At 75.0% G+C, this 12,852-nt stretch carries 14 protein-coding genes; 8 read left to right on the forward strand and 6 right to left on the reverse strand.

The window, feature by feature from the left end; genetic code table 11:
• Window positions 1-65 precede the first annotated feature (65 nt).
• The 3 genes from BM165_RS16215 to gdhA are packed head-to-tail and all read right to left on the reverse strand — an operon-like array spanning window position 66 to window position 3,259.
• Window positions 66-1,352 carry a YibE/F family protein gene (locus BM165_RS16215; RefSeq protein WP_075014601.1) on the reverse strand — a complete coding sequence of 429 codons (1,287 nt, stop codon included), beginning with the start codon at window positions 1,350-1,352 and terminating at the stop codon, window positions 66-68.
• A gap of 49 nt (window positions 1,353-1,401) precedes the next feature.
• Window positions 1,402-1,851 carry an STAS domain-containing protein gene (locus tag BM165_RS16220; protein ID WP_075014602.1) on the reverse strand — a complete coding sequence of 150 codons (450 nt, stop codon included), beginning with the start codon at window positions 1,849-1,851 and terminating at the stop codon, window positions 1,402-1,404.
• A 58-nt stretch (window positions 1,852-1,909) separates the two neighbouring features.
• Window positions 1,910-3,259 (reverse strand): NADP-specific glutamate dehydrogenase, encoded by a 1,350-nt coding sequence (gene gdhA, locus BM165_RS16225; RefSeq protein WP_244274276.1) that lies wholly within the window; start codon window positions 3,257-3,259, stop codon window positions 1,910-1,912.
• Window positions 3,260-3,505: 246 nt separating this feature from the next.
• Here gdhA and BM165_RS16230 point away from each other — a divergent pair, with 246 nt between their 5' ends.
• From BM165_RS16230 to BM165_RS16255, 6 genes are all read left to right on the forward strand, one after another.
• Window positions 3,506-4,000, forward strand: a complete 495-nt coding sequence (locus BM165_RS16230; protein ID WP_083427422.1) for an Hsp20/alpha crystallin family protein — start codon at window positions 3,506-3,508, stop codon at window positions 3,998-4,000.
• 98 nt (window positions 4,001-4,098) lie between these two features.
• A complete protein-coding gene (locus BM165_RS16235) occupies window positions 4,099-4,515 on the forward strand; it encodes a MerR family transcriptional regulator (RefSeq protein ID WP_244274277.1) in 417 nt (138 codons plus the stop codon).
• A 32-nt stretch (window positions 4,516-4,547) separates the two neighbouring features.
• The gene (locus BM165_RS16240) at window positions 4,548-4,859 is read left to right on the forward strand and encodes a metal-sensitive transcriptional regulator (protein WP_075014823.1); all 312 of its coding nucleotides are present in this window, start codon (window positions 4,548-4,550) and stop codon (window positions 4,857-4,859) included.
• Between the two features lie 26 nt (window positions 4,860-4,885).
• Window positions 4,886-5,095: a heavy-metal-associated domain-containing protein gene (locus BM165_RS16245; protein ID WP_075014603.1), complete on the forward strand. Its 210-nt coding sequence runs from the start codon at window positions 4,886-4,888 to the stop codon at window positions 5,093-5,095.
• Window positions 5,095-5,961 carry a hypothetical protein gene (locus tag BM165_RS16250; RefSeq protein WP_075014604.1) on the forward strand — a complete coding sequence of 289 codons (867 nt, stop codon included), beginning with the start codon at window positions 5,095-5,097 and terminating at the stop codon, window positions 5,959-5,961. The genes BM165_RS16245 and BM165_RS16250 overlap by 1 nt, the downstream gene beginning before the upstream one ends.
• Window positions 5,958-8,213: a heavy metal translocating P-type ATPase gene (locus BM165_RS16255; RefSeq protein ID WP_244274278.1), complete on the forward strand. Its 2,256-nt coding sequence runs from the start codon at window positions 5,958-5,960 to the stop codon at window positions 8,211-8,213. Before BM165_RS16250 ends, BM165_RS16255 begins: the two co-directional genes overlap by 4 nt.
• A 6-nt stretch (window positions 8,214-8,219) precedes the next feature.
• On the opposite strand, the gene BM165_RS16260 is transcribed toward BM165_RS16255, so the two are convergent.
• Window positions 8,220-8,801, reverse strand: coding sequence for a TetR/AcrR family transcriptional regulator (locus BM165_RS16260; protein ID WP_075014605.1), 582 nt, complete (start codon window positions 8,799-8,801; stop codon window positions 8,220-8,222).
• Between the two features lie 64 nt (window positions 8,802-8,865).
• Here BM165_RS16260 and BM165_RS16265 point away from each other — a divergent pair, with 64 nt between their 5' ends.
• A complete protein-coding gene (locus tag BM165_RS16265; protein ID WP_075014606.1) occupies window positions 8,866-9,762 on the forward strand; it encodes an oxidoreductase in 897 nt (298 codons plus the stop codon).
• Between the two features lie 45 nt (window positions 9,763-9,807).
• Here the strand turns inward: BM165_RS16265 and BM165_RS16270 are convergent, their stop codons facing one another.
• Together BM165_RS16270 and BM165_RS16275 are read right to left on the reverse strand one after the other, a co-directional pair.
• Complete coding sequence (locus BM165_RS16270) at window positions 9,808-10,746, reverse strand: M56 family metallopeptidase (protein ID WP_075014607.1); 939 nt, start codon at window positions 10,744-10,746, stop codon at window positions 9,808-9,810.
• A 1-nt stretch (window position 10,747) separates the two neighbouring features.
• Window positions 10,748-11,092 (reverse strand): BlaI/MecI/CopY family transcriptional regulator, encoded by a 345-nt coding sequence (locus BM165_RS16275; RefSeq protein WP_075014608.1) that lies wholly within the window; start codon window positions 11,090-11,092, stop codon window positions 10,748-10,750.
• 170 nt (window positions 11,093-11,262) lie between these two features.
• Between BM165_RS16275 and BM165_RS16280 the strand changes: the two genes are divergently transcribed.
• Window positions 11,263-12,852, forward strand: coding sequence for a cytochrome ubiquinol oxidase subunit I (locus tag BM165_RS16280; protein ID WP_244274279.1), 1,590 nt, complete (start codon window positions 11,263-11,265; stop codon window positions 12,850-12,852).

Here is a 12,852-nt window from a genome sequence, read left to right on the forward strand (position 1 = left end):
CCCGCTGCGAGCCTGCGAGCGGTGGGGGGCAGGTGGTCCTTGGTGGGGCCGGGAAGTGCTCGTGTTCATCGGGCGAACCTCGCACGCAGTGCCGACAGTCGCTTCTCCGGGTCCGCGCCGGCCGCCGTCCGGGCCGCGGTGGCGAAGAACGCGCCGGCCGCCGTCGTCACCGGCACGGCCAGCACCAGCGCGATCGAGCCGACCAGGGTCCGGACGACCTCCTCGGCCATCGCCGAGCTGGTGACGATCGTGCCGGCCGGCTGGGAGTAGAGGTCGAAGAGGAGCAGGAGCGGCAGTGCGGCCCCGGCGTAGGCGAAGACGATCGTGTAGACGGTGGAGGCGATGTGGTCGCGGCCCACCGTCATGCCGCGGCGGTAGAGCTCCCTCCACCCCATCGCCGGGTCGACCTCGTGCAGCTGCCAGATGGCCGAGGCCTGGGTGATCGTGACGTCGTTGAGCACGCCGAGCCCGGCGACGACGACCCCGGCGATCACCAGGCCGGAGAAGTCCAGCGTCGGGTCGAAGGTGGCCAGCGTCGTGGTCTCCTCGCTGGTCAGCCCGGTCAGGCGGGCGACCGCCACGGACACCGCCCCCAGGACGGTCACCAGCGCGAGCCCGAACAGCGTGCCCACGAGCGCCGTCGTCGTCCGGGCCGAGAAGCCGTGCGCGAGGTAGAGGACGACGAACATGATCGCCGCCGACCCGACCAGGCTGACCGCGGTGGGCGAGGAGCCCTCCAGGATCCCGGGCAGCACGAACCGGATGAGCACGAAGAACGCGAACGCCAGCCCGACGATCGCGGCCAGCCCCCGCAGCCGGGCCACCGCCGCGGTGACGACGGCGAACGCGACGGCCAGCACGAGCATCGGCGTCGACCGCGCGAAGTCGTAGAACTGGTAGCTCGGGCCGCCCTCGGCACCCGGGTCGCGGGAGAGCACGACGGTGTCGCCCTCGCCGACCCCGTTGGCGACGACGTCGGCCTGCAGGTCCACCTGCTGGAACTCCCCGGCGCCATCGCCCTCGAGGACCTCGACGACGGCCGTCGCGCACGTCGCCTGCGCGGTCCCGGCCTCCCCGCACGGCAGCGTCTGCAGCGAGACGATCCGGCCGTCGGCGTAGGTGGTGCCCGGCGGCAGGTAGGTCTCGGCCACCTGCTGGGCGCGGGTCGGGCCGTCGCCGGGCCACAGCACGACCAGCCCGACGAGGGTGGCCAGGCCGGCCGGCACGAGCAGCAGCAGCATCAGCCAGACGGCCCGGCGCCGGCGGGTCAGCGTCTCCGCGCTCGGCGGCGCCGCGTCGGGGTCGGACCCGTGCGAGTGGCCGTGGGAGTGGGCGTGGGAAGAGGGTGGCACCCGGTCAGGCTAGGAGCCGCCGCGTCCCCCGCACCGCACGACACCGGGGTCAGGCGCTGCGGCCGCCGGGGCCGTCGGGCCGCCGGGTCTGCGCGCCCGACGGCGGCGAGCCACCCCCGTCGGCCGGGCCGGCGCCGTCCTCGACGACCTCGAAGCGCCGCCACAGACCGGTCAGCTGCAGCGGCCGGGCGACGGCCACGGGCGGCGAGACCAGGGCGACGGTGACCGCCCGCGGCGAGGTCATCCGCTGCAGCTGCACGAGGACGGCCATCCCCGCGGAGTTCATGAACGTCACCCCGGCGAGGTCGATCTCCAGCCGCCCGAGCGTGGGCACCGAGAGCATCTGGTCGGTGACCGCACGGACCAGGGGCCGCCGGGCTGCCTCGGTGAGCTCACCGGTGACGGTCACCCGGCTGACGTCGCCGTCGAGGGTGGCCGTCACCTCGGGACCGTCGTCGTGGTCGGCGGGCTGGTCGCCGGGCGGTACGGACTCGTCCATGGGGACGCACTGCCCGGTGTCCGGGCATCCCATGCCCGGAGCCTCCGTCCCGCGCGGCTCAGATGAGCCCGTGCGCGTGGACGGCCTCGGCCACCTGGAGGAACCCGGCGACGTTCGCGCCGAGGACCAGGTCGCCCGGGGAGCCGTACTCCTCGGCGGTGGCGGCGCACCGCTCGTGGATGCCGCGCATGATCTCCTCGAGCCGGTCCTCGGTGTGCTCGAAGGTCCACCGATCGCGCGAGGCGTTCTGCTGCATCTCCAGCGCGGAGGTGGCCACTCCCCCGGCGTTGGCCGCCTTGCCCGGCGCGAATGCGACCCCGGCCTCCCGGAACACCCGCACCGCCTCGGGAGTGGCAGGCATGTTGGCGCCCTCGACGACGTAGCGGCAGCCGTTGCGCGCCAGGACGGCGGCGGCATCGCCGTCGAGCTCGTTCTGCGTCGCGCTGGGGACCGCGACGTCGCACGGCACGTCCCAGATGCTGCCGCCGGCCACGAACGACGCCGACGGGACGCGGTCGGCGTAGGCGTCGATGCGGGCCCGCTCCGCCTCCTTGACCTGCTTGAGGACCTCGAGGTCGATGCCCTTCTCGTCGACGACGTGGCCGCTGGAGTCCGAGCAAGCGACGACGGTGCCTCCGAGCCGGTGCACCTTCTCGATCGCGTAGACGGCGACGTTGCCCGACCCGCTGACGGTGACACGCTTGCCGTCGAAGGACTCCCCGGCTGCCTCCATCATCGCCTCGGCGAAGAACGCCGCCCCGTACCCCGTGGCCTCCGTGCGCACCAGCGCACCGCCCCAGCCCAGGCCCTTGCCGGTGATGACACCGGACTCGTACCGGTTGGTGATCCGCTTGTACTGGCCGAACAGGTAGCCGATCTCGCGCGCCCCGACGCCGATGTCGCCGGCGGGCACGTCGGTGTACTCACCGAGATGCCGGTACAGCTCGGTCATGAAGGACTGGCAGAAGCGCATGACCTCGGCGTCGGAGCGGCCCTTGGGGTCGAAGTCCGAGCCGCCCTTGCCACCTCCGATGGGCATGCCGGTGAGCGCGTTCTTGAAGACCTGCTCGAAGCCGAGGAACTTGACGATGCCGAGGTTGACCGACGGGTGGAAGCGTAGCCCGCCCTTGTAGGGGCCGAGCGCGGAGTTGAACTCGACGCGGAAGCCGCGGTTGATCTGCACCTCGCCCGAGTCGTCCTGCCAGGGCACCCGGAAGATGACCTGCCGTTCGGGCTCGCAGATCCGCTCGACGGTCTTCATCTCGGTGTACTCGCTGTGCCGGCCGAGTACGACGGCCAGCGACTCGAGCACCTCACGGACCGCCTGGTGGAACTCCGGCTCGGCGGGGTTCCGGCGCAGCACCTCCTCGTGGATGCGCACGACCACCGGCGGGAGGCTGTCGGCCACGGGTGTCCTCCGTCCTCGACCGGATCCGTTCCGGATCCCTGACGGGGTCATGATGCCGTGCGACGGGCCGGCACCCGTCACCCGGAGGTGGCGGCCGGCTGGATCCGCCAGGACGGGACGACCCAGAAACAAATTCTCCCGAAGGACGTTTACATGGGTGTGCGATCGAGGTATTCTCCAGTCGCCACTTGAGGTTCTGCCTCGGGCAGCGAACACGACCAGCACACCCCAGGAGGTGCACCAGCCATGATGCTGACCGCCTACGACCCGTTCGCCGCCACGTCCGCCGCCTTCCGCGCGCTGGACCAGCTCGCCGGCCGCCCCGGCACCGCCCGCGCCCTGTCGGGCATGCCGATGGACGCCTACCGGGTCGGCGACAAGTTCGTCGCCCACTTCGACCTGCCCGGCGTCGACCCCGGCTCGATCGACCTGTCCATCGAGGGCACGACGCTGACCGTCAGCGCCGAGCGCTCGGTACCGCAGCTGGAGAACGCCGAGTGGGCCGTCGCGGAGCGCCCGTACGGCTCCTACACGCGGCAGCTGGTCCTGGGCCGCAGCCTCGACACCGACCGGCTCGAGGCCAGCTACCACGACGGCGTGCTCACGGTGAGCATCCCGGTGGCCGAGAAGGCCCGGTCCCGCAAGATCACCGTGACCCGCGCCGACGTGCCGGCCGCCGTCGAGGGCCGGACCATCGAGCACGGGACCGGCGCCGAGGAGCAGCGCGCCGTCGAGGGCTGACCGGCGCACCGATCGGCACCCCCGCGGGGCCGGGCCACCACGGCCCGGCCCCGCGCCGTTCCGGGCGACACCCGGAGCACGTCCTGCGAGGAGTCCCCGTGAGCACCGACGGCAGCCCGGCCGGCAGTCCGGCCGACAGCGGCCCCGAGCCCGCCGACCCCGCGGCCGACGCCGTCCGCCGGCTCGACGACCCCGACTTCCCGGCGCTCACCATGAGCCAGGCCGCCGCACTGCTCGGGGTGCAGGCGGCCTTCCTGCGCAGCCTCGACGGGTCGGGCGTGCTGCACCCCCACCGCTCCCCCGGCGGCCACCGGCGCTACTCCCGCCACCAGCTGCTGCTCGCCGCCCGCCTGCGCGGCCTGCTCGACGAGGGGCACCCGCTCGCCTCGGCCGAGGTGATCGTCGGCCTGCAGGACGAGCTGGCCGACGCCCGCGCCACCGGTGACCGGCTGCGCGACACCGTCGACCGGCTCCGCGCCGGCCCGCACGAGGTCCCGCCGGACGACGGCACCTGACACCCCTGGGGGGTAGGGGTACAGTGAGCGGTGTGACCGACCCGGAGACCGCACCCGCCCACGTGCACGGGTACATCCACCGCAAGGACGACCACCTCAAGCGGCTGCGCCGCATCGAGGGGCAGGTCCGCGGCCTGCAGCGGATGGTCGAGGACGAGAAGTACTGCATCGACATCCTCACGCAGGTCTCGGCGGTGAACTCCGCCCTGCAGTCGGTCGCCCTGGGCCTGCTGGAGGAGCACCTCTCCCACTGCGTCGCCGAGGCGGTCGCCACCGGTGGCCCGGAGGCCGACGCCAAGGTGCGCGAGGCCTCCGCCGCCATCGCCCGGCTCGTCCGCTCCTGACCCACGCCCACCCCCCGGAGGACCCCGTGAGCACCGCCACCTACACCGTCACCGGCATGACCTGCCAGCACTGCGTCTCCGCCGTCACCGAGGAGGTCAGCGGCCTGCCCGGCGTCACCGGCGTGCAGGTCGACCTGCCCAGCGGCGGCCTGACCGTCACCAGCGACGCCCCGCTCGACGACGACGCCGTGCGCGCCGCCGTCGGGGAGGCCGGCTACGAGGTCGTCGGCCGCTGATGCGCACCCCCGTCCGGCTCGCCGCCACCGCCCTGGGCCTGGCCGCCGTCCTCGGCGCCGGGTGGGGCGCCGGCGCGCTCGCCGGCCCGGTCGGCGCCGCGCCGCCCCCCGCGCACGCCGAGGACGCCGGCCACGCCGGAGCGGACTCCCACGAGGCCGCCGCGGCGGAGCACGACCTGCCCGCAGGCCTGGCGGTCTCCGCGGAGGGCCACACGCTCGACCTGGCCGCCGACGCGCTGCCCTCCGGCGACGCCGTCCCGCTGTCGTTCCGGCTGCTCGGGCCCGACGGCGCCCCGGTGACCGCCTACGAGACCGTGCACGAGCAGGACCTGCACCTCGTCGTCGTGCGCCGCGACCTGAGCGGCTACCAGCACCTGCACCCCACCCTCGCGCCCGACGGCACCTGGACGACGACGGTCGCGCTGGCCCCCGGCTCCTGGCGGGTGGTCGCCGACTCGACGCCGACCGCGCACGACGCCGGGCTGGTGCTCGGTGCCGACCTCGCCGTCGGCGGCGCGAGCGAGCCGGTGCCGCTGCCGGCGTCGTCCCCGACCGCGGAGGTCGACGGCTACACCGTCACCGTCGAGGGCGACCTGGTCGCCGGGCAGGAGTCCGAGGTGGTGGTGACCGTCGCCCGCGACGGCGTCCCGGTGACCGACCTGCAGCCGTACCTGGGCGCCCGCGGCCACCTGGTCGCGCTGCGCGCCGGCGACCTCGGCTACCTGCACGTGCACCCGACCGCCGCCACCGGCGCGGAGGTCCGCTTCGCCGTCGAGGTGCCCGCGGCCGGCGACCACCGGCTGTTCTTCGACTTCCGGCACGGCGACGTCGTCCGCACCGCCGCCGTCACGGTGACCGCCCGGTGACCGCGCAGGTCGAGCTCACGATCGGCGGGATGACCTGCGCCTCGTGCGCGGCCCGCATCGAGAAGAAGCTCAACCGGCTCGACGGCGTCACCGCCACGGTCAACTACGCCACCGAGAAGGCCCGCGTGGTCTACGGCGACGGCGTGACGCCCGAGGACCTGGTGGCCACCGTCGAGAGGACCGGCTACACCGCCCAGCCCGTTCGGCCCCGTCCAGAGGCTCGCCCCGAGCCTGCGAGGGGTGAGGAGGACGGGGTCCTCCGACCGGACGCCGCGCTGCGCACCCGGCTGGTGGTCTCGGCGGTGCTCACCGTGCCCGTCGTGCTGCTGGGCATGGTGCCGGCGCTGCAGTTCGACCACTGGCAGTGGCTGTCGCTCACCCTGGCCGCGCCGGTCGTCGTCTGGGGCGGGCTGCCGTTCCACCGCGCCGCCTGGACCAACCTGCGGCACGGCGCGGCCACCATGGACACCCTCGTGTCGCTCGGCACGGGTGCGGCGTTCCTGTGGTCGCTGTACGCGCTGTTCCTCGGCACCGCCGGCGACCCCGGCATGACGCACGAGTTCTCCCTCGCCGTCACCCGCACCGACGGCAGCGGCGACGTCTACCTCGAGGCCGCCGCCGGGGTGACCACGTTCCTGCTGGCCGGCCGCTACGCCGAGGCACGCGCCAAGCGGCGTGCCGGGTCGGCGCTGCGGGCGCTGCTGGAGATGGGCGCCCGCGAGGTGTCGGTCCTGCGCGGTGGGGCCGAGACCCGGGTGCCGGTGGACGCGCTGCACCCCGGCGACCTGTTCGTCGTCCGCCCGGGCGAGCGGGTGGCCACCGACGGCGAGGTGGTCGAGGGCTCCTCGGCCGTCGACGCCTCCATGCTCACCGGTGAGCCGGTGCCGGTGGAGGTCGGGCCGGGCGACGCCGTCGTCGGGGCGACGGTCAACGCCGGCGGCCGGCTGGTCGTGCGGGCCACCCGGGTCGGCGCGGACACCCAGCTGGCGCAGATGGCCCGGCTGGTCGAGGAGGCGCAGAACGGCAAGGCCCAGGTGCAGCGGCTGGCCGACCGCGTCTCCGGGGTCTTCGTGCCCGTGGTGCTCGCGCTCGCCGCCGCCACCCTCGGCTTCTGGATCGGCACCGGCGCCGGGCTGGCCGGGGCGTTCCCCGCCGCCGTGGCCGTGCTGATCATCGCCTGCCCGTGCGCGCTCGGGCTGGCCACGCCGACCGCGCTCATGGTCGGCACCGGCCGCGGCGCGCAGCTGGGCATCCTGGTGCGCGGACCCGAGGTGCTGGAGTCCACGCGCCGGGTGGACACCGTGGTGCTCGACAAGACCGGCACGGTCACCACCGGCCGGATGAGCCTGGTCGACGTCGTCGCCGCCGACGGCGAGGACGCGGCCGAGGTGCTGCGCCGCGCCGGCGCGCTGGAGGACGCCTCCGAGCACCCGATCGCGGCCGCCGTCGCCACCGCCGCCCGCGAGCGGGCCGGCACGCTGCCGGCCGTCGCCGGATTCCGGGCCGAGGCGGGGCTGGGCGTGCGCGGCACGGTCGAGGGCACGGCGGTCGTCGTCGGCCGGCCGGCACTGGTGGGGGCGCCGCCTGCGGAGCTGACCGCGGCGGTGGCCGCCGCCGACGCCGCCGGGCGGACCGCGGTCGCCGTCGGCTGGGACGGCGCGGTGCGCGGCGTGCTGGTCGTCGCCGACACCGTCAAGCCGACCTCCGCCGCCGCCGTGCGACAGTTCCGCGACCTGGGGCTGCGGCCGGTGCTGCTCACCGGCGACTCGGCGGCCGCCGCCCGTGCCGTGGCCGCGGAGGTCGGCATCGACGACGTGGTGGCCGAGGTGCTGCCGCAGGAGAAGGTCGACGCCGTCCGGCGGCTGCAGGCCGAGGGGCACACCGTGGCGATGGTCGGCGACGGCGTCAACGACGCGGCCGCGCTCGCCCAGGCCGACCTCGGGCTGGCGATGGGCACCGGCACCGACGTCGCCATCCAGGCCAGCGACCTCACCCTCGTGCGCGGCGACCTGCGCGCCGCCGCCGACGCCGTCCGGCTGGCCCGCCGCACGCTCGCGGTGATCAAGGGCAACCTGTTCTGGGCGTTCGCCTACAACGTCGCGGCGATCCCGCTGGCCATGGCCGGGCTGCTCAACCCGATGATCGCCGGTGCGGCGATGGCGCTGAGCTCGGTGTTCGTGGTCACCAACAGCCTGCGGCTGCGGCGGTTCGCACCCCTGCCGGGCAACGCGACCTCCGCGGTCCCGGGCTGACCGGGCTCAGCGGGGGCGGAGGCCGTCGAGCAGGCCGTCGACGGTCTGCTCGAGCAGCGGGTCGACGTCGGCCCCGGGCAGGGCGCCGCTGACCGAGAGTGCGGCCACCCCGTGCAGGGCCGCCCACAGCGCGGTGGCGAGCGTCCCGGGGTCGCCGGGGCGCACCTCGCCACGGGCCTGCGCGTCGGTGACCACCGCCTGCGGCCCGGACAGGCCCGGGCCCTCGTGGCTGCCTCCGGCGGCCTTGCCGGCGAACATGAGCTCCAGCAGGGCGGGCTCGTCGGTGGCGAACCGCACGTAGGCCCGGCCGAGCGCGAGCAGCCGGGGGCGCAGCCCCGCCCCGGGGCCGGGGTCGGCGGCCGACAGCGCGGCGTCGAGCCGCTCCCAGCCGGCGCCGGCGAGCGCCGCGAGGAAAGCCTGCCGGTCGGGGAAGTGCCGGTTGGGTGCCGCATGGCTGACGCCGAGGTCGCGGGCCAGGGCGCGCAGCGACAGGTCGGCGACGGTGCCCGTGCGCAACCGCTGGGCCGCCCGCTCCAGCAGGGCGGCCCGCAGGTCACCGTGGTGGTAGGGCTGCTCGGCCGTGGTCACGTCCGGAGAGGGTAGTCCCCTGTAGACGTTGCCTACATTGTTGTCAGCGACTACATTCATCCGCATGACACCTCCTCCCTTCACCGTCCCCTCCCAGGCCGGCCGCACCGCCGTCGTCACCGGCGCGACGAGCGGCCTCGGCCTGGCCACCGCGCGTGCGCTGGCCGCGGCGGGCGCCCGCGTGGTGCTCGCGGTCCGCGACGTCGCCCGCGGCGAGGCCGCCGCCGCCGGGCTGACCGGCGAGGTGGAGGTGCGCCGGCTGGACCTGGCCGACCTCGCCTCGGTGCGGGCCTTCGCCGGCGCCTGGACCGGCCGGCTCGACGTCCTGGTCGCCAACGCCGGGATCATGATGGTCCCGCGGGGCCGCACCGCCGACGGCTTCGAGCTGCAGTTCGGCACCAACCACCTCGGCCACTTCGCGCTCACCAACCTGCTGCTGCCGCACGTCGCCGACCGCGTGGTCACCGTGTCCTCGGGCGCGCACCGGATGGGCGGTCTCGACCTGACCGACCTGGCCTGGGAGCGCCGCCCCTACTCCCCCGAGCGGGCCTACGGCGCCTCCAAGCTGGCCAACCTGCTGTTCACGCTGGAGCTGCAGCGCCGGCTGACCGCGGCCGGCTCGCCGGTGCGCGCCACCGCGGCCCACCCGGGCTGGTCGGCGACGAACCTGCAGGGCCACACCGGCAACCGGGTCAAGCACGCGGCCATGGCGCTGGGCAACCGGGTCGTCGCCCAGTCCGGCGAGCAGGGCGCGCTGCCCACGCTGTTCGCGGCCACCGCCGACCTGCCCGGCGGCAGCTACGCCGGCCCGGAGGGTGCCTTCGAGCTCCGGGGCCAGCCGACACTGGTCGGGCGCAGCCGCGCGGCGAGCGACCCCGGGCTGGCGGCCCGGCTGTGGACGGCGTCGGCCGAGCTGACCGGCGCCGACTTCCCGACCCCTCTGTCCGCCGCCCGCGTCTGAGCACTTCCGCGGAAGTACACGGTGCATCTCCGCGGACGTGCCCGGCTACAGGGCCGGGGCCAGGAGCAGGACGGTCGGGACCAGCAGCAGCAGGCCCGCGCAGGCCAGCGCGGCGGCGCGGGCGGCGGCCGGCAGGGGCGACGGCGGGCCGAGCAGCCGCGCCACCCGGGCGGACACCGCGCCGCCGGCGACCGCCAGCGCGCCGCTGGGCACGCCGCCGGCTCCCCCGGCCGCTCCGCCGACCGCGAGGACGATCGCCTGCGCCAGCGTGCGCCGCGGGTCCGGGCCGGCCAGCGAGGCCACGGCACGGTCGTCGGCGCGCATCTCGACCAGCTCCCGCACGGCGGCGTGCGCCCGCGCCGCCGCCGGCAGCACCGGCAGCGCCGCCTCCCAGGCCACGAACGGCAGCAGGTAGAGGTGGTGGTGCTCGGCCAGGTGCGCCCGCTCGTGGGCGACGACGGCGGCGAGCTGGGCGTCGTCGAGCTCGGCGACCATGCCGGAGGACAGCACCAGCAGCGGGCGGGCGCCGGGGATGCAGAACGCCACCGGCGCCGGGTGCTCGAGCAGCCGCGCGTCGGGGACGGCGTCGGCGGGCCGGACGACGAGCTCGAGCAGCTCGCGGTGCCGGCGGCGGGCGCGGGCGGTGCGCGCCCACGACAGCGCGAGCACGCCGAGCAGCTCGGCCGCGAGGACGGCGGCCAGGGTCAGCGCGACCCAGTGGTCGCCGCGGACCGGGTCGCGGGCGGGCTGCCCGGTGAGCACCGCCCAGCCCGCCTCGGGCAGCGAGTGACCCCAGGGTGCCAGGCCGTGGACCAGCAGCGCGCCGATGATCGACAGGCCGCCGGCCAGCCCGATCGCCTGCCAGCAGACCAGGGCGACCAGCGGGTCGCGGCGCGGCCAGCGGGCGCGGCCCAGCAGCGCCGGTACCGGCCACGCCAGCAGCGCGGCCAGCACGGCGAGCGCGGCCGCGGTGGCGGGGAGCACGTCAGCTCTCGGCCAGCAGCTGCCGCAGCAGCCGGGCCTCCTCCGGGTCGACCCCGCCGACGAAGCGCGCCAGCACCGCCTGCCGGTCGGCCGACGCGCCGAGCACCTCGTGCATGAGCTCGGCCGCGTGCTGCTCGCGGGTGGCGGTGGGGCGGAACCGGCGCGGCCGGGCGTCGTCGTGGCGGACGAAGCCCTTGCCCTCCAGCCGCGACAGCACCGTGTGCACGGTGGTGAGGGCCAGCTCGCGGTCGGCCAGGGCGTCGCGCAGCTCGGCCGCGGCCACCGGGCCGTCAGCCGCCCACAGCACGCCCATGACGGTGCGCTCCAGGTCACCCAGCGACGCCACGGTTCCTCCTGCCGGTCGGTTCTACCCAGCGTAGAACGGCCGCGCCACCGGCCGCACGGACCCTGTCGCGCACCTCACCCCGACTCGTTCTACGGGATGTAGAAACAGAGTTCTACGAGGCGTAGAAAGGAGGTGTCGGGACCGCGCCCGACAGGTGAGGAGCAGGTTCCGTGGACCTCCTGGGCATGGACACGCTGGACGTCGCCCGCTGGCAGTTCGGCATCACGACCGTCTACCACTTCCTGATGGTCCCGCTGACCATCGGACTGGGGATCCTGGTCGCGGTCATGCACACGATGTGGGTGCGCACCGGCAAGCCGGAGTGGCTGCGGATGACCCGCTTCTGGGGCCGCGTCTACCTGGTCAACTTCGTGCTCGGCGTGGCCACCGGCCTCGTGCAGGAGTTCCAGTTCGGCCTGGCCTGGAGCGAGTACTCGCGCTTCGTCGGCGACGTCTTCGGCTCGCTGCTGGCGATGGAGGCGCTGCTCGCGTTCTTCCTCGAGTCGACCTTCCTCGGCCTGTGGATCTTCGGCTGGGGGCGCATCCCGAAGAAGCTGCACCTGGCCTCGCTGTGGGCCGCCGTCATCGGCTCGATCGTCAGCGCGTACTTCATCATCGCGGCCAACTCGTGGATGCAGCACCCGGTCGGCGTCGTCGTCGGCGAGGACGGCCGCCCGCAGCAGGTCGACTTCCTCGCCGTGCTGACCAACAACACGGCCCTGGCCGCCTTCACCCACGCGATCGTCGCCGCGCTCGTGGTCGCCGGCGCCCTGCTGGTCGGCATCGGCCTCTACCAGCTGCGCAAGCGGAAGCTGGCCGGCGCCTCCACCACCGACGTCTCGGGTGGGCGGGTAGACGACACGGTGTGGCGCCGCTCGGTGCGCGTCGGCGGGTGGGTGTCGCTGGCCGCGTTCGTGCTGGTCGCCGTCACCGGTGACTGGCAGGGCAAGCTCATGTACCACCAGCAGCCGCTGAAGATGAGCTCCGCCGAGGCGCTCTGCGAGACCGAGGCGCCGGCGCCGTTCTCCGTGTTCGCCTGGGCCAAGCTCGGCAGCAACGAGTGCGACGACGTGCACAGCTACACCATCCCGGGGCTGCTGTCCTTCCTCGCCCACGGCGACTTCTCCTCCCCCGTCCCCGGCATCGAGGAGCTGCAGGAGGAGTACGCCGCCGTCTACGGCGAGACCTACCCCGACGACCCGTCCTTCGGCGAGCGGGCCGGCGAGCCGGTCGACTACACCCCGGTGCTCGCGGCCACCTACTGGAGCTTCCGGATGATGATCGGCCTGGGCGGCGTCTCCGCCGGTGTGGCCGCCTACGCCCTGTGGGCCACCCGCCGGGGCCGGGTCCCGACGTCGCGGATCGGCGTCTACGGCTCGCTGGTCGCCGTCGGCGCGCCGTTCGCGGCCAACGCGGCCGGCTGGGTGTTCACCGAGATCGGCCGCCAGCCCTTCGTCGTGTACCCCAACCCCGACGTCCCGGTCGACGAGCAGGTGTGGTTCTTCACCGCCCAGGCCGTCTCCCCCGGCGTCACCGTCGCCGAGGTGTGGACCTCGCTGATCAGCCTGGGCCTGCTCTACGGCGCCCTGGCGGTGGTCGAGCTGGCCATCCTCGTCCGACTGTTCCGCCGCGGCGTCACCACCGGCGACACGACGCCGACGCCGCCCGCGGTGGGCAGCACGCGCACGGACGGCCGGTCCGACGACGACCGGTCCGACGACGAGCGCGCCGACGACGACGTCCTCTCCTTCGCGTACTAG

The sequence above is a fragment of the Geodermatophilus obscurus genome (assembly GCF_900115395.1).
In the GTDB taxonomy this organism is placed as follows: Bacteria; Actinomycetota; Actinomycetes; order Mycobacteriales; family Geodermatophilaceae; genus Geodermatophilus; species Geodermatophilus obscurus_B.

Excerpts from the sequence above, each read along its gene's own strand:
- BM165_RS16220 (WP_075014602.1), bottom strand. The coding sequence starts at position 1,851 with ATGGACGAGTCCGTACCGCCCGGCGACCAGCCCGCCGACCACGACGAC.
- BM165_RS16230 (WP_083427422.1), top strand. The coding sequence starts at position 3,506 with ATGATGCTGACCGCCTACGACCCGTTCGCCGCCACGTCCGCCGCCTTC.
- BM165_RS16250 (WP_075014604.1), top strand. The coding sequence starts at position 5,095 with ATGCGCACCCCCGTCCGGCTCGCCGCCACCGCCCTGGGCCTGGCCGCC.
- BM165_RS16265 (WP_075014606.1), top strand. The coding sequence starts at position 8,866 with ATGACACCTCCTCCCTTCACCGTCCCCTCCCAGGCCGGCCGCACCGCC.